Here is a 16,436-nt window from a genome sequence, read left to right on the forward strand (position 1 = left end):
TCCTCCTTCTCCGACGGTGCAGACATGAGCTGCGGGTCCGATCCAATGCGGCAGTGGGTGGATTGCCCAGGGGAATGCCGTCGTCTGCTCGCGGCCGGAACTGCGCCCGGATCCCTGTAATTGTCTGTTTGCTTCGTCCTGATTTTGGCCCCGTGCGCCGCTGCGGCGCCAGCTGCAGACGCGGCCGTTTTCTTCGTCGGACGGTTTGTTCCGCCCCCTGGGCGGTGCGCAGGTTCCTTATTTCCGCGCTTTTTCTCACATTCTGATTTTTCAACGATTTGAAGCTGTTCCGCCGTCGCATTCGCGGACAGTGGGGGTCTCTTCGTAACCCTTCGTTAAACTTAACAACCTATCAATATTTGATCAGCCCGACGGCTGTTTACGATCCAATCCCATTGACGCCCATATGGTCCCATGATATCCCATAATGGCACTGCGCAGGGGCTGCTTCGCGGCCCGACATCGCAAGATTCCAGTGCCTTCCGGCTTCGGAGGGCGGTCGGGCATTCCACTGTCCGGCGGGCGTGTCTTGTGTGCGGGGTGACGTGTTCTCGCGGGTCGATGATCGTGGCCCGTCAGTCTTGGGCGGCCGTTTCGCGTTATGAACCGCTTCTTGTCACATGCCACCAATCGGATCGATGCGAAGGGGCGGGTCTCTGTTCCCTCGGCGTTTCGCTCCGTGCTGTCGGATGGGGGCGTTCGGGAGCTATACTGTTTTCAGGATTTCGTCTTTCCGGCGATCAGCGTCGGCGGGCCGGAGCTCCTGGATCGGTTCGAGAGGCAGATGGCGGCCGAGGATCCTTTTTCCCCGGAGGCCAACGAGATGTCGCTGCTGGTTCACGGCGGTGGGGTCTTCGTGAAGCTCGATCCGGAAGGCCGGTTGATGATGACGGATTTTATCCGCGACTTCACCGGGATCTCGACCGACGTGATGTTCGTCGGGCGGGGCGATTATTTTCAGCTCTGGGAGCCGCAGGCCTTTCAAAAGGCGCAGGCGGTGGCCCGGGAAGGGCGCAAGTCACGGGGGTTGCGTCCAGACTAGAATGGAGAGAGGGAATGGTGACGGATCAAGGCGGAGGTATTCCTGAAGCCGAAGGCGGACCGGTTCGTCACATTCCCGTTCTCTTGCCGGAAGTTCTGGCGGCGCTCGAGCCCGCGCGCGGCAAGGTCATCCTCGACGGCACGTTCGGTGCCGGTGGCTACAGTTCCGCAATCCTGAAAGCCGGTGCCGATGTGATCGCGCTCGATCGTGATCCGACGGCAATTGCCGCCGGGCAGGCGCAGGTCGCCGAGTGGGGCGGCCGGCTGAAGCTCATTCATTCGCAGTTTTCCGATCTTGCTGCCCATGCGCCCGAAGGCGGTCTCGACGGTGTCGTGCTCGACATCGGCGTTTCCTCCATGCAGATCGACGAGGCCGAGCGGGGCTTCTCTTTCCAGAAGAAGGGGCCGCTCGACATGCGCATGTCGGCGTCGGGTGTTTCGGCCGCCGATGTCGTCAATCGCGCCAAGGTCTCCGATCTCATCCGCATCTTCGGCTTTCTCGGCGAAGAAAAGCAGGCGGGCCGCATCGCCCGTGCGATCGAGAAGCGCCGGGCCGAGCAGCCCTTTGAAACGACCCGCGATCTCGCCGGCCTGATCGAAGTGGTGACGCCGCGCAAGGCGAAGGACAAGATCCATCCCGCCACCCGCGTCTTCCAGGCGCTGCGCGTCTTCGTCAACGACGAACTCGGCGAACTCGCCCAGGCGCTGTTTGCCGCCGAGCAGGCGCTGAAGCCCGGCGGCCGTCTCGTCGTCGTCTCCTTCCATTCGCTCGAAGACCGCATCGTCAAAGCCTTCTTCCAGGACCGCTCCGGCAAGGCCGCCGGCTCGCGCCATCTGCCGATGGTCTCTGCGCGCGCGGCAACCTTCACGCCAGTTGGCAAGCCTATGGTGGCGGCCAGCGAGGAAGAAGCGTCCCTCAATCCGCGCGCCCGCTCCGCCAAGCTGCGCGCCGGCATCCGCACGCAAGCCGCGTCGCCGGGAAACGATCTGTCCATTTTCAATCTGCCGGAACTGGCAAGCCTTGCACGGCTGGGGGGCTGACAAGACATGCTTCGAACGTTCGATATCGTTCTGATCGTCGTCATGACGGCCGCCGCGACCGTCACCTACACGATCAAGCACCGCGCCGAAAACAAGCTTGAGGAAGTCCGCAAGCTCGATGTCGCGATCAAGCTCGAAGAGGACACGATCGACTTGCTTCGGGCCGACTGGGCACTTCTGACCCAGCCAAACCGGCTGGAGCGCCTCGTCGGCGCCTTCGGAGTCGATCTGCAGCTCGTGCCGACCCCTTCGACGCAGATCGCCCAGCCGCAGGAACTGCCGATGCTGAAGGCGGACCTGCCTGTGGCGGAGGACAAGTCGGCAAAGGACGGCGTTGCCGCCATCATCGAAAAGACCGATAACATCGCAACTGGCTCGGTGGCGCGCTGATGTCGTTTCTCTCCCGCATCATGGTGTTGAAAAGCAAGGCGCATTTCTCGGCGGGCGGCAACAACCGGCCGGCCGAAAGCGGCGTCAAGGTCACCTTCCAGGGGACGCGGAAGAAGACCACGAACCAGGCGAAAAATCGCGTCGCCATCGTGATTGCCAGCTTCGGCATCGTCTATGCCATCATCGGCGGTCGCCTGGTGCAATATGGCATGGCGGCACCCGAAACGGTTTCCAGCATCGGTCGCGCCGACAACCTGATGGCGTCGCGCCCCGACATTCTCGACCGCAACGGCGAGATTCTTGCGACCGACATCCGCACGGTCTCGCTCTATGCCGAACCGCACAAGATCGTCGATGCCGACGAGGCTGTCGAGCGGCTGTCGACGGTGCTGCCCGACATCAACGCCCGCGAAATCTACAACAAGCTGAAGTCGAAATCGCGCTTCCAGTGGCTGCGCCGTCAGCTGACGCCGAAGCAACAGTCGGAGATTCTGGCGCTCGGCATTCCCGGCGTCGGCTTCCGCCCGGAAAAGCGCCGCTTCTATCCGGGCGGCCACACCGCCGCGCACATCGTCGGCCACGTCAATATCGACAACCGCGGCGTTGCCGGCATGGAGCGCTATATCGACAGCCAGGGGCTCGCCGACCTTGCCGCGATCGGCATGACCAGCGACGCCAAGCTCGAGCCGGTCAAGCTTTCGATCGACGTGCGCGTGCAGAACATCGTGCGCGACGTTATCGACTCCGGCATGAAGAACTACCAGGCGCTCGCCGCCGGCGCCGTCGTGCTCGACGTCAACACCGGCGAAGTGCTGGCGATGGCGTCGGTGCCCGACTACGACCCGAACAAGCCGGCCGAGGGCGCGGAAGAGGGCTGGATGAACCGCATGTCGAACGGCACGTTCGAAATGGGCTCCACCTTCAAGACCTTCACCATCGCCATGGGGCTCGATTCCGGCAAGGTGACGCTCAACGACAGTTTCGACGCTTCAGCGCCGATCCGCATCGGCGGCTTCACCATCAAGGACTTCCACGGCAAGCGCCGCGTGCTGACCGTACCGGAAATCTTCCAGTATTCGTCGAACATCGGCACCGCCAAGATCGCCGACCTCGTCGGCATTCCCGGCCACAAGGAGTTCCTGACGCGCCTCGGCCTGCTTTCGAAGCTGCCGACGGAACTGCCGGAAGTGAAATCCCCGACGCAGCCGCGCGAATGGAAGAAGATCAACTCGGTCACCATCTCCTTCGGCCACGGCGTCTCGACGACGCCGCTGCAGACGGCGGTTGCGGGTGCTGCACTCGTCAACGGCGGCAAGCTGATCGAGCCGACCTTCCTGCCGCGCACCGAGGAGCAGGCCAACGCAGTCGCCACGCCGGTGGTCAAGAAGAGCACCAGCGACGACATGCGCTTCCTGCTTCGCTGGAACGGCATTGCCGGCTCCGGCAAACGCGCGCTGGTTCCGGGCTTCAACGTCGGCGGCAAGACCGGCACGGCCGACAAGGTGGTCAACGGCCGCTATGCCAGCGACCAGAACTTCAACGCCTTCCTCGCGGCCTTCCCGATCGACAACCCGAAATACATCGTGCTGACCTTCATCGACGCGCCGAAGACGGGCGAGGGTGGCGGGCGCACCGCAGGCTCGAACGCCGCTCCCATGGTTCGCGACATCATCAGCCGCTCCGCGCCGCTGCTCGGTGTCGAACCAAAGTTTGGAGAAGACGGTTCTGCCTTGCTTGTGTCTTATTAGACATGAAATGAGAAAGCGGACGATTCGCGATTCTTGCGGATCGAAATCGATGCGAGACGTGCGTTCATGAAGATCAAAGACCTGGCGGGATCGAACTTCCCGGAACTTTCGGCGCAACTGAGCGGCGCTGCCGCCGAAATCGACGTTGCCGGACTGACAGCCGATAGCCGGCAGGTTCAGCCAGGGGATCTCTTCGTCGCCGTTTCCGGCAGCAAGGCCAATGGCAACGCCTATGTCGCCGACGCGCTGAAGCGCGGCGCGGTCGCCGTCGTCACCGAAACGGGATCAGATGTGGACGCCTCGGCCGCGCCGGTCCTGAAGCTTTCCGAACCCCGCGCCTTTCTCGCACGCGCTGCCGCGGCCTTCTATGGCCACCAGCCCGAAACCATGGTTGCCGTCACGGGCACCGCCGGCAAGACCTCGGTCGCCTCGTTCACCCGCCAGATCTGGGCGCATTCCGGTTTCGCTGCCGCGATGATCGGCACGACCGGCGTCGTTGCCCCCGGGCGCAACGATTATGGCTCGCTGACGACGCCCGATCCGGTGTCGTTGCACAAGTTGCTCGCTGAACTCACTGACGCCGGCGTGACCCATGCGGCGATGGAGGCCTCCAGCCACGGCCTCGACCAGAGCCGGCTTGACGGCGTGCGCCTGTCGGCTGCCGCCTTCACCAATCTCGGCCGGGACCACATGGACTACCACCCGACGGTCGAGCACTACATGGCCTCCAAGATGCGGCTGTTCGATGCGCTCCTGCCGAAGGGCGCGCCGGCGGTGATCTTTGCCGACGACCAGTGGTCGGAGCAGGCGATCGCCGCTGCCCGCAAGGCGAAACTCGACGTGCGCACCGTCGGCCGCAAGGGCGACTACATCTCGCTGAAGCGGGTCGAGCACTTCCGCCACAAGCAGTCGGCCGAAGTGCATGTCGGCGACGACATCTTCGAAATCCACATTCCGCTCGCCGGCGATTTCCAGGTGGCGAATGCGCTGGTCGCGGCGGGGCTTGCGATGTCGACCGGCATCAGCGCCAAGGCTGCCTTCTCGGCGCTTGAAAAGCTGCAGGGCGCCTCCGGTCGCCTCGAACTGGTCGGCCAGACCAGGGACGGCGCGCTCGCCTATGTCGATTACGCCCACAAGCCGGATGCGCTCGAAAACGTGCTCGCCTCGGTGCGCCCGTTTACGACCGGCCGGGTCGTCGTGGTCTTCGGCTGCGGCGGCGACCGCGACAAGGGCAAGCGCCCGATCATGGGCGAGATCGCCACCCGGCTCGCCGACGTGACGATCGTGACCGACGACAATCCGCGCTCGGAAGTGCCCGAGGTGATCCGCGCCGAGATCATGACCGCTGCCAAGGGCGCGATCGAGATCGGCGACCGCGCCCAGGCGATCCGCACGGCCGTCGGCATGCTGAAGACCGGCGATACGCTGATCGTCGCCGGCAAGGGGCACGAGGAGGGGCAGACCATCGGCTCCGTGACGCTGCCCTTCTCGGATCATGCGGAGGTCCGCAAGGCATTGGGAGGCTTGTGATTTGAACTGGCTCTGGACAAGCAGCGATCTCCTGGCCGCCATGAATGGCCGGCCGGTCGGCAATCTGCCTGAAGGCATCTCGGGGATCTCCATCGACAGCCGCTCGATCGGCAAGGGCGAAGCCTTCTTCGCGATCAAGGGTGATCGCGTCGACGGCCACGACTATGCCGGTATCGCGCTCGCCAACGGTGCGGCGGTGCTCGTCGTCAGCGAAGGCAAGCTGCCGGCGCTCGGGCGGCTGAATGCGCCGATGATCGTCGTTGACGACGTGCTCGAAGCGATGATCCGGCTGGGCTGCGCGGCGCGCGACCGCAGTGCCGCCAAGATTATCGCCGTCACCGGTTCGGTCGGCAAGACGACCACCAAGGAGATGCTGCGCCATGTGCTCAAGCCGCAAGGTCGCGTGCACGCGTCGGTCGCCTCCTTCAACAATCACTGGGGCGTGCCGCTGACGCTGGCGCGCATGCCCGAGGCCACCGACTTCGGCATCTTCGAGATCGGCATGAACCATCCGGGCGAGATCCGGCCGCTGACCGCCATGGTGCGGCCGCATGTGGCCATCGTCACCAGCATCGCCGCCGCCCATCTCGGCAATTTCGAGAGCCTCGACCAGATCGCCGAGGCGAAGGCCGAGATCTTCGAAGGCGTCGTCAATGGCGGTCACGCGCTGATCATTCACGACAGCCCGCAATATAAGCTGCTCGAAGATGCGGCAGCCGCGGCCGGCGTCAGCCATATCCATTCCTTCGGCGCCAATCCGAAAGCGGAATTCCGTCTGGTCGAGTTCAGTGCCGGTGCGGAAGGTTCGATCCTCTGGGCCGGCATCGGCGGCCGCACGCTGGAAGTCGCGATCGGCGCGCCTGGCCGTCACATCGCCGAAAACGCCGTTGCGGTTCTGGCTGCCGTCAAACTTGCCGGTGGCGACCTCGACTATGCGGCCGCGGCGCTCGCGACCATGCAGGCCGAAACCGGCCGGGGTCGGCGCCACACGCTTTCAATCGGTGGCGGCACGCTGAAGCTGATCGACGAGAGCTACAACGCCAATCCGAGCTCGATGCGGGCGGCGATCGCGCTGCTGCGCGACAGCGAGCCGCCGGTCGGCGGCCGCCGCGTCGCCGTGCTCGGCGACATGCTGGAGATGGGCGAACACGCCGCCGAGGTGCATGCGGGATTGGCCCGTCCGCTCGTCGAAGCCGGTATCGCCGATGTCTGGCTCGCCGGGCCGCTGATGGCGCACCTGCGCGACGCGCTTCCGCCCGAGGTCTCGGTGATCTATCGCGAGAGCGTCGAGGACCTGAAGTCTTACGCGCTGGCCGCGGTCGCGCCGGGCGATGTCGTCATGATCAAGTCGTCCAAGGGGACCGGCTGCGCCAAGATCGTGCAGGCGCTGATCGAGACTTATCCGGCAGCCGATGCCGAAGCGGCCGGGGGATTGCCGGCGACGGACTAGGCCGGCATCACCGCCCATGACGGCTGCGGTGGATACAGTCTGGAGTTAGGTGGGCGCGCCCTAACGCTTTCACATGTTAGCGCGTATCGTTTTTCAGATGATTCTGTTCAACGGCGTTCGAATATTAAACCTTTGGGGAAAGGTCCCTTATGCTCATTTGGCTCGTGGAACTGGCGGACCACTTTCAGTTTTTCAATCTTTTTCGCTACATCACGTTCCGCACCGGTGCGGCGCTCTTCACCTCGGCCATGATCGTCTTCCTGTTCGGGCCGGCGATGATCGCCTCGTTGCGCATCCGTCAGGGCAAGGGGCAGCCGATCCGCGCCGACGGGCCGCAGACGCATTTCAAGAAGGCCGGCACGCCGACCATGGGCGGCCTGATGATTCTCGCCGGCATCGTCGTTTCGTCGCTGCTCTGGGCCGATCTGTCGAGCGTCTACGTGGTCTCGACGCTGCTCGTCACCCTCGGCTTCGGCGCCATTGGCTTCTACGATGATTACCTCAAGGTTACGAAGCAGTCGGACAAGGGCTTTTCCGGCAAGGCGCGCCTCGGCATCGAATTCGTGATCGCGGCGATTGCCGTGTTCTTCATGATGCAGGCCTCGCTTTCGGGCGGTGCGGCCGGCTCCACCTTCGGCTCCTCGGTCACTTTCCCCTTCTTCAAGGATCTCGTTCTCAACCTTGGCTACTTCTTCGTGCTGTTCGGCGGCTTCGTCATCGTCGGCGCCGGCAATGCCGTGAACCTGACGGACGGTCTCGATGGTCTCGCGATCGTGCCGGTGATGATTGCGGCAGCAGCCTTCGGCCTGATTGCCTATCTCGCCGGTAACGCTGTCTTCGCCAACTACCTGCAGATCCATTTCGTGCCCGGCACGGGCGAGCTTGCGGTCATCCTCGGCGCCGTCATCGGCGCCGGCCTCGGCTTCCTCTGGTTCAACGCGCCGCCGGCCGCCATCTTCATGGGCGACACCGGTTCGCTGGCGCTCGGCGGCCTGATCGGCACCGTTGCCGTCGCCGTCAAGCACGAGATCGTCATGATCATCATCGGCGGCCTCTTCGTCATGGAAACGCTGTCGGTGATCATCCAGGTCTTCTGGTTCAAGCGCACCGGACGCCGCGTCTTCCTGATGGCGCCGATCCACCACCATTTCGAAAAGAAGGGCTGGACCGAAAGCCAGGTCGTGATCCGCTTCTGGATCATCGCCGTCATCCTGGCGATGGTCGGCCTCTCCACCCTCAAGCTGCGGTGAGCGGACGATGATCCCGGTCACCTCCTTCAAGGGCAGGAAAGTCGCTCTCTTCGGTCTCGGCGGCTCGGGGCTTGCGACCGCTGAGGCGCTCGTCGCCGGCGGCGCCGAAGTCACCGCCTGGGACGACAATCCAGACAGCGTCGCCAAGGCTGCGGCCGCGGGCGTGCCGACGGCGGACCTGCGCACGGTCGAGTGGTCCGGCTTTGCCGCCTTCGTGCTTTCGCCGGGCGTGCCGCTCACCCATCCGAAGCCGCACTGGACTGTCGATCTGGCCCACGCGGCCGGTGTCGAGATCATCGGCGACGTCGAGCTCTTCGTGCGCGAGCGCCGGGCGCATGCGCCCGATTGCCCGTTCATTGCGATCACCGGCACCAACGGCAAATCGACGACGACGGCGCTGATCGCGCATATCCTCAGAGAAAGCGGCCGCGACACCCAGCTCGGCGGCAATATCGGCACGGCGGTGCTGACGCTTGATCCTCCGAAGGCCGGGCGCTTCTACGTGGTCGAGTGCTCGTCGTACCAGATCGATCTGGCGCCGACGCTGAACCCGACCGCCGGTATCCTGCTCAATCTCACGCCCGATCATCTCGATCGCCACGGCACCATGCAGCATTACGCCGACATCAAGGAGCGGCTGGTCGCCGGTAGCGACACGGCGATCGTCGGTGTCGATGACAGTTTCTCGGCGCTGATCGCCGACCGTGTCGAGCGCGCCGGCACCAAGACCGTGCGGATTTCGCGCCGCCATGTGCTGGCAAGCGGCCTCTATGCCGAAGGTTCGCGTATCCTTCGGGCCGAAGGCGGTTCCTCCAGCCTGTTCGTCGATCTCGACGGCATCCAGACGCTGCGCGGCGGTCACAATGCCCAGAACGCGGCGGCTGCGATTGCTGCCTGCCTTGCGGTTGGCGTCAGCGCGGCGGAGATCCACGCGGGCCTGAAGAGCTTCCCCGGTCTCAAGCATCGCATGCAGCCGGTCGGCCGCAAGGGTTCGGTGGTCTTCGTCAACGACAGCAAGGCGACCAATGCGGATGCGGCGGCACCCGCGCTTTCGAGCTATGACCGCATCTACTGGATCGCCGGCGGCCTGCCGAAGGAAGGGGGCATCACCACGCTTGCACCTTTCTTCCCGAAGATCGCCAAGGCCTACCTCATCGGTGAGGCGGCGCCTGCCTTTGCGGCGACGCTCGGTGATGCCGTGCCCTTCGAGATTTCGGGCACGCTGGAGCAGGCGGTGGCGCATGCGGCGGCGGATGCCGGCGGGGACGAGACAGGCGGTTCGGCGGTGATGCTCTCACCGGCTTGCGCAAGCTTCGACCAGTATAAGAACTTCGAGGTACGCGGTGATGCCTTCGTCGGTCATGTGCGCGCGATCGAAGGCGTGACGATGCTGATTTGATCCCTCGACCGGCGCCAATGCGCGCCGGTCGACGCGGAAGCTGGTGCGGGATTTCGGACGTGGGCGCGATGGGCGCCGGAGAAGGGGACTGACAAGATGGTAAGCCGAGCCGAACGTGGCCCCGTGGCCGACTGGTTCTGGACGATCGACAGGTTCTTTCTGGCGACCTTCATCCTGTTGATGGGCGTCGGCTTCATGCTGTCCTTTGCCGCAAGCCCCGCCGTCGCCGAGCGCATCGGCCTCGACAGTTTTCACTTCGTCAGGCGCCACGCCCTCTTTCTCCTGCCGTCGCTGGTGGTGATGGTCGGCATTTCCTTCCTCTCGCCGCGACAGGTGAGGCGCGCCGCGATCCTGCTTCTCGCCGGTTCGCTCGGGATGATGGTGCTGGTGCTCTTCGTCGGTGAAGAGGTGAAGGGTTCGATGCGCTGGCTTTCCATCGCAGGCATTTCGATCCAGCCGTCGGAATTCATGAAGCCGGCCTTCGTCGTCGTTTGCGCCTGGCTGTTTTCCGAACATGCCCGGCAGCCGGAAATCCCCGGCAATCTCTTTGCCATCCTGCTTTTCGGCATCGTCGGGGCGCTTCTCGTCGCCCAGCCCGACCTTGGCCAGACGATTCTGACGACCGCCGTGTGGGGCGGCATGTTCTTCATGGCCGGCATGCCCTGGCTCTGGATCATCCTGCTCGGCGGTGCGGCACTCGGCGGTTTCTTCGTCGCCTATACGATGCTGCCGCACGTGGCCGCCCGTATCGACAAGTTCCTGACCGGCGAAGGCGACACCTTCCAGATGGATACCGCCCGCGAGGCGATCATCCGCGGTGACTGGTTCGGCCGGGGGCCTGGCGAAGGCATCGTCAAGCGCATCATCCCGGACAGCCATACCGACTTCGTGTTTTCCGTTGCGGCCGAGGAATTCGGCATCGTCTTCTGCATGGTCATCGTCATGATCTTCGCCTTCCTGGTGATGCGCGGCCTCAATCATGCCTTTCGCGAACGCAACGACTTCAACCGGTTCGCCGTTGCCGGCCTGGTGCTCCAGATCGGTATCCAGTCGATGATCAACATCGGCGTGAACCTCGAACTGCTTCCGGCCAAGGGCATGACCCTGCCGCTGATCTCCTATGGTGGCTCGTCCATGGTGGCGATCTGCGTCACTGCCGGCTTCATCCTGGCCTTGACCCGTCACCGCCCGGAGAAGCGCGCCGTGGAGCGCAGCCTGTTTCGGTCCGGCATTGGCGTGCCGGCGGAGTAAAATATGACCAAAGGCATCATCCTGCTTGCCGCCGGCGGTACCGGCGGCCATCTCTTTCCGGCAGAAGCGCTGGCGCACGAACTGAAGGCCATGGGCTATTCGGTGCATCTCGTCACCGACAGCCGCGCCGAGCGCTATGCCGGCAAGTTCCCGGCCGACGAAGTGCACGTCGTGCCCTCGGCGACGATCGGTTCGAAGAACCCGGTGAGCGTCGTCAAATCGCTCTGGACGCTGTGGATCGGCATGCGCGCGGCGCGCAAGCTGATCGCGCGGCTGAAGCCCAAGGCCGTCGTCGGCTTCGGCGGCTACCCGACCGTGCCGCCGCTCTTGGCGGCTACCGGCATGGGCGTGCCCTCGATCATCCACGAGCAGAATGCGGTCATGGGCCGCGCCAACAAGGCGCTCGCCTCGCGCGTCAAGGCGATTGCCGGCGGCTTCCTGCCGGAAGGCACCGGTGCCTTTGCCGCCAAGACCGTGACGACGGGCAATCCGGTTCGCCCGGCGGTGCTTGCCGCCGCCAACGTGCCCTATGCTTCGGCTGTCGGCGACGCGCCGTTCCATCTCGTCGTCTTCGGGGGCAGCCAGGGCGCGCAGTATTTCTCCAAGGCGGTCCCCCAGGCGATCTGCCGCCTCGACGACGAGGTTCGCCAGCGCTTCAAGGTGACGCAGCAGGCGCGGCCGGAAGACAAGGACGGCGTGATCGCCACCTATGACAAGCTCGGCGTTCCGGCCGAGGTCTCGCCCTTCTTCACCGACATGGCCGAGCGCATCGCCGGCGCCCAACTCGTCATCTGCCGCTCCGGCGCTTCGACCGTATCGGAGCTCGCGGTCATCGGCCGACCGGCGATCCTCGTTCCCTATCCCTATGCGCTCGACCACGACCAGGCGGCCAATGCCGCAGCGCTCGCCGCCAAGGGCGGTGCGCGGGTGATCGCGCAATCGGAGCTGACGGCTGACCGTCTGGCCGGCATCCTCAATGATGCGATCGGCAAGCCGCAATCGCTCGCCGAGATGGCGGCAAATGCCCGGGAAACCGGCAAGCCTGACGCAGCAAGCTTGCTTGCATCCCTCGTAGAGGCTATTGCCAGCGGTTTGACAGTCGAGAAATTCAGGGAAACACGCTCATGAAAATGCCGAAAACCATCGGGCTGGTCCATTTTATCGGTATCGGCGGCATCGGCATGAGCGGCATTGCCGAGGTGCTGCATAATCTCGGCCACAAGGTGCAGGGCTCCGATCAGTCGGACAGCGCCAATGTGCAGCGTCTGCGCGCCAAGGGCATCGAGGTCTTCGTCGGCCACAAGGCGGAAAATCTCGGCGAGGCCGAGGTGATCGTCGTTTCGACCGCGATCAAGAAGGACAATCCGGAACTGATCGCCGCGCGTGAAAAGTTCCTGCCGGTGGTGCGCCGCGCCGAGATGCTCGCCGAACTCATGCGCTTCCGCAACGCGATTGCCATCGGCGGCACGCACGGCAAGACGACGACCACTTCGATGGTGGCGGCGCTGCTGGAAGCCGGCAACCTCGATCCGACCGTCATCAATGGCGGCATCATCAATGCCTACGGCACCAACGCCCGCATGGGCGAGGGCGAGTGGATGGTGGTGGAGGCCGACGAGTCCGACGGTACCTTCCTGAAGCTGCCGGCCGACGTCGCCGTCGTCACCAATATCGACCCCGAACATCTCGACCACTACGGCAATTTCGATGCGGTGCGCGCCGCCTTCCGCCAGTTCGTCGAGAACGTGCCCTTCTATGGCTTCGGCGTGCTCTGCCTAGACCATCCGGAAGTGCAGGCCATGGTCGGCAAGATCGAGGACCGCAAGGTCGTGACCTATGGCGAGAACCCGCAGGCCGACGTACGCTTCCATAACATCCGCATGGACGGCGCCACCTCCGTCTTCGACATCGAGATCCGTCGTCGCCGCACCGGCCAGGTGATCCCTATGAAGGATCTGCGCCTGCCGATGCCCGGCCGCCACAACGTCTCGAATGCGACTGCGGCCATCGCGGTTGCCCAGCGCCTGGGCGTCAGCCCGGAGGCGATCGCCAAGGGGCTTGCCTCCTTCGGTGGCGTCAAGCGTCGCTTCACCCTTACCGGGGAGTGGAACGGCGTGCGCGTCTATGACGACTACGGCCACCATCCGGTCGAGATCAAAGCGGTGCTGCGTGCTGCGCGCGAGGCTTGCCAGGGCCGAATCATCGCCGTGCACCAGCCGCACCGCTACTCGCGCCTTTCGAGCCTGTTCGAAGATTTCTCCGCGTGCTTCAACGACGCCGACACGATCCTGATCGCGCCCGTCTACGCAGCCGGCGAAGACCTCATTCCGGGCGCAACGGCCGAGGAACTGGTGGATCGCATCAAGGCTGGCGGCCACCGTGACGCGCGCTATGTCTCCGGTCCGGAGGCAATCGCGCCGGTCGTCAGCAAGATTGCACAGCCCGGCGATTTTGTGGTTCTCTTGGGGGCTGGCAGCATCACCTACTGGGCGGCAGCCCTGCCTAAGGAACTCGCGGATATTTCAGGAAATTGAGCATGAAACAGGTCAACGGTCAGAAACTACTGGAATCACTCGGAAGTGGTGTCAGCGCTGTGCGCGGCCGCATCACGCCGGATGCACCGATGGATCGCGTCACCTGGTTCCGCGCCGGCGGTCTTGCCGAGCTGATGTTCCAGCCGCACGACACGGATGATCTCATCACCTTCCTGAAGCTGGTGCCGGCTGAAGTGCCGCTCATGGTTGTCGGCGTCGGCTCGAACCTGCTCGTGCGCGACGGCGGCATTCCCGGCGTCGTCATCCGGCTGTCGGCCAAGGGTTTTGGCGATCTGGAGCTGGTCGGCGAAAACCGCATCAAGGCCGGCGCCATCTGCCCGGACAAGAACATCGCGGCCATGGCGCTCGATCACGGCATCGGCGGCTTCTACTTCTACTACGGCATTCCGGGTTCGCTCGGCGGCGCGCTGCGCATGAACGCCGGCGCCAATGGTGCCGAGACCCGCGAGCGGGTCGTCGAGGTCCATGCGGTCGACCGCCAGGGCAACCAGCACGTTCTGTCGAATGCCGACATGGGCTATGCCTATCGTCATTCGGCGGCGGCGAAGGACCTGATCTTCACCCATGCGGTGTTTGAAGGCTACGCCGAGGACAAGAACAAGATCCGCACCGACATGGACGCGGTTCGCCAGCATCGCGAAACCGTGCAGCCGATCCGCGAGAAGACCGGCGGCTCGACCTTCAAGAACCCGGAGGGCCATTCGGCCTGGAAGCTGATCGACGAGGCCGGCTGCCGCGGCATGATGATCGGCAGCGCCCAGATGTCGCCGCTGCACTGCAATTTCATGATCAACACCGGCCAGGCAACCGGCTACGAGCTGGAATATCTCGGCGAAACCGTGCGCCAGCGCGTGCTTGAACACTCCGGCGTCCGGCTCGAATGGGAGATCAAGCGCATCGGCACCTTCATGCCGGGCTACGAGATCAAGGAATTCCTCGGCCGCGGCATCGCGTAAGGCTGAGTTGCGAGACGTGATCAGAAAGGCCGCGGCGGAAGCGCCGTGGCCTTTTGCTTTGGGGCGATTGCGTCCCTCATCCTCCGTCATGCTCGGGCTTGACCCGAGCAACCATGCTCCACATGGGTTTGCCTTGGGAATGGACCCTCGGGTCGAGCCCGAGGATGACGGTGGAAGGGGCGGGGCGATCAAAGAAAACGTCCTTCACCTTGCCAAACAAAAAGGGCCGCAGCGCTGCCGCTGCGGCCCTTCTTCGTTGTGATCGGCCGCACCAGGCGCGGCCCGTCGTCTGATCAGGCCGAGACCTCGTCTTCCGTCGACAGCACCAGGCAGATGAGCGTGATGGCGGCGGCGGCGAGCAGGTAGTAGCCGACGTAATCCAGGCTGTAGTTGGTGGCGAGCCAGGTGGCGATGTAGGGCGCCAGCGACGCGCCGAAGATGCCGGCGAGGTTGAAGGTCATCGAGGCGCCGGTGTAGCGCACCGAGGTCGGAAAGGGTGCCGCGAGCGCTGCACCGATCGGGCCGTAGGTGAGGCCCATGAGGCCGAGGCCGATGATCGAGAACAGGAAGGCGCCACCGATGCCGCCGGCAAGAAGCGGCGCCATGAACAGGCCAAAGACGCCGATGCCGATGGTGGTGACGATCAGGATCAGCCGGCGGCCATAGCGGTCCGAGAGGATGCCGGCAACCGGGATCATCAGGCCGAAGAAGACGACGCCGGTCATCTGCACGACGAGGAACTGCTCACGCGAGTAGCCGAGCTTGGCCGTGCCCCAGGAGAGCGAGAACACCGTCATCAGGTAGAACAGCACGAAAGTGGCGAGGGCCACGAAGGTGCCGAGCACCAGGCTGCGCTTGTGGAAGCGGAAGATCTCGGCAATCGGCACCTGCACGCGCTCGTGTTTGTCGACCGCCTTCTGGAACTCCGGCGTCTCGGTGATCTTCAGGCGGACATAAAGCCCGACGGCGACGAGCAGGATGCTGGCGATGAACGGCACGCGCCAGCCCCAGGCGAGGAACGCTTCGTTGCTCATGACTTCGCCGAGGATGAGGAAGGTGCCGGCCGACAAAATGAAGCCGATCGGCGCGCCGAGCTGCGGGAACATGGCGTACCAGCTGCGCTTGCCCTCAGGCGCGTTTTCGGTGGCGAGCAGCACTGCGCCGCCCCATTCGCCGCCGAGGCCAAGGCCCTGGCCGAAACGGCAAAGCGCGAGCAGCAGCGGGGCGGCGACGCCGATGGTCGCATAGGTCGGCAGAAGACCGATGACGACGGTGGAGATGCCCATGGTCATCAGCGCTGCGACCAGCGTCGCCTTGCGGCCGACCTTGTCGCCGAAATGGCCGAAGATCACGGCGCCGAAGGGGCGGGCGAAAAAAGCGATCGAGAAGGTCGCGAAGGATTGCAGCATTGCCGAGGTCGGGTCCGAGCCCGGGAAGAACAGGTGCGGGAACACCAGCACCGCGGCGGTGGCGTAAACGTAGAAGTCGAAGAATTCGATGGTCGTGCCGACGAGGCTTGCGAACAGGACCCGGGCAGGGGAGTTCACTGCCGCGTGCTTTGACGCATTGTCCTTCGGCGACAGGGAGGTTGTCGCGTCTGTCATTATCATTGTTCCTATGGATTGTAAGACCGTCTTGGGAGGCGGGTGCGGGCGTCTTAACGCAAGTTTCGGCATGACGAAACCCTGATATCGTAAGAAGTGCGAACGATATCGGCGTCATGCGCAGCATTATTCTGTCGGCGCTCCACCCTGGGGCAGCGGCGCGGGACGGCCTTTTCGCTTGCGCCTCAACTGCTTTGCCGTAGGCAGATTTTCACGTTTTG

At 64.3% G+C, this 16,436-nt stretch carries 13 protein-coding genes; 12 read left to right on the top strand and 1 reads right to left on the bottom strand.

Annotation, left to right across the window (positions count from 1 at the left end):
- The first annotated feature begins 601 nt into the window (after positions 1-601).
- The 12 genes from mraZ to murB all read left to right on the top strand — a co-directional run bounded on the left by mraZ (position 602) and on the right by murB (position 14,611).
- A complete protein-coding gene (gene mraZ, locus XB14_RS04520; protein ID WP_077960480.1) occupies positions 602-1,042 on the top strand; it encodes a division/cell wall cluster transcriptional repressor MraZ in 441 nt (146 codons plus the stop codon).
- A 14-nt stretch (positions 1,043-1,056) separates the two neighbouring features.
- Complete coding sequence (gene rsmH / locus XB14_RS04525) at positions 1,057-2,082, top strand: 16S rRNA (cytosine(1402)-N(4))-methyltransferase RsmH (protein ID WP_077960481.1); 1,026 nt, start codon at positions 1,057-1,059, stop codon at positions 2,080-2,082.
- 6 nt (positions 2,083-2,088) lie between these two features.
- A complete protein-coding gene (gene ftsL, locus XB14_RS04530; RefSeq protein ID WP_077960482.1) occupies positions 2,089-2,472 on the top strand; it encodes a cell division protein FtsL in 384 nt (127 codons plus the stop codon).
- Entirely contained in the window at positions 2,472-4,220 is a 1,749-nt protein-coding gene (locus tag XB14_RS04535; protein WP_077960483.1) for a peptidoglycan D,D-transpeptidase FtsI family protein, read from the top strand. The genes ftsL and XB14_RS04535 overlap by 1 nt, the downstream gene beginning before the upstream one ends.
- A 66-nt stretch (positions 4,221-4,286) precedes the next feature.
- Positions 4,287-5,750, top strand: a complete 1,464-nt coding sequence (locus XB14_RS04540; protein ID WP_077961876.1) for a UDP-N-acetylmuramoyl-L-alanyl-D-glutamate--2,6-diaminopimelate ligase — start codon at positions 4,287-4,289, stop codon at positions 5,748-5,750.
- A 1-nt stretch (position 5,751) separates the two neighbouring features.
- Entirely contained in the window at positions 5,752-7,200 is a 1,449-nt protein-coding gene (locus tag XB14_RS04545; protein ID WP_077960484.1) for a UDP-N-acetylmuramoylalanyl-D-glutamyl-2,6-diaminopimelate--D-alanyl-D-alanine ligase, read from the top strand.
- Between the two features lie 149 nt (positions 7,201-7,349).
- Positions 7,350-8,450, top strand: coding sequence for a phospho-N-acetylmuramoyl-pentapeptide-transferase (gene mraY, locus XB14_RS04550; protein WP_077960485.1), 1,101 nt, complete (start codon positions 7,350-7,352; stop codon positions 8,448-8,450).
- 7 nt (positions 8,451-8,457) lie between these two features.
- Positions 8,458-9,849, top strand: a complete 1,392-nt coding sequence (gene murD, locus XB14_RS04555) for a UDP-N-acetylmuramoyl-L-alanine--D-glutamate ligase (protein ID WP_077960486.1) — start codon at positions 8,458-8,460, stop codon at positions 9,847-9,849.
- Positions 9,850-9,945: 96 nt separating this feature from the next.
- Positions 9,946-11,100, top strand: a complete 1,155-nt coding sequence (gene ftsW, locus XB14_RS04560; protein WP_077960487.1) for a putative lipid II flippase FtsW — start codon at positions 9,946-9,948, stop codon at positions 11,098-11,100.
- 3 nt (positions 11,101-11,103) lie between these two features.
- Positions 11,104-12,228 carry an undecaprenyldiphospho-muramoylpentapeptide beta-N-acetylglucosaminyltransferase gene (gene murG, locus XB14_RS04565; protein WP_077960488.1) on the top strand — a complete coding sequence of 375 codons (1,125 nt, stop codon included), beginning with the start codon at positions 11,104-11,106 and terminating at the stop codon, positions 12,226-12,228.
- Positions 12,225-13,634 carry a UDP-N-acetylmuramate--L-alanine ligase gene (gene murC, locus XB14_RS04570; RefSeq protein WP_077960489.1) on the top strand — a complete coding sequence of 470 codons (1,410 nt, stop codon included), beginning with the start codon at positions 12,225-12,227 and terminating at the stop codon, positions 13,632-13,634. The genes murG and murC overlap by 4 nt, the downstream gene beginning before the upstream one ends.
- Before the next feature lie 2 nt (positions 13,635-13,636).
- Positions 13,637-14,611 carry a UDP-N-acetylmuramate dehydrogenase gene (murB, locus tag XB14_RS04575; protein WP_077960490.1) on the top strand — a complete coding sequence of 325 codons (975 nt, stop codon included), beginning with the start codon at positions 13,637-13,639 and terminating at the stop codon, positions 14,609-14,611.
- Positions 14,612-14,904: 293 nt separating this feature from the next.
- Here murB and XB14_RS04580 read toward each other — a convergent pair whose 3' ends face one another.
- Positions 14,905-16,215: an MFS transporter gene (locus XB14_RS04580; RefSeq protein WP_077960491.1), complete on the bottom strand. Its 1,311-nt coding sequence runs from the start codon at positions 16,213-16,215 to the stop codon at positions 14,905-14,907.
- Between the last annotated feature and the right edge of the window lie 221 nt (positions 16,216-16,436).

The sequence above is a fragment of the Ensifer adhaerens genome, assembly GCF_002007205.1.
Taxonomy (GTDB): Bacteria; Pseudomonadota; Alphaproteobacteria; order Rhizobiales; family Rhizobiaceae; genus Ensifer; species Ensifer adhaerens_D.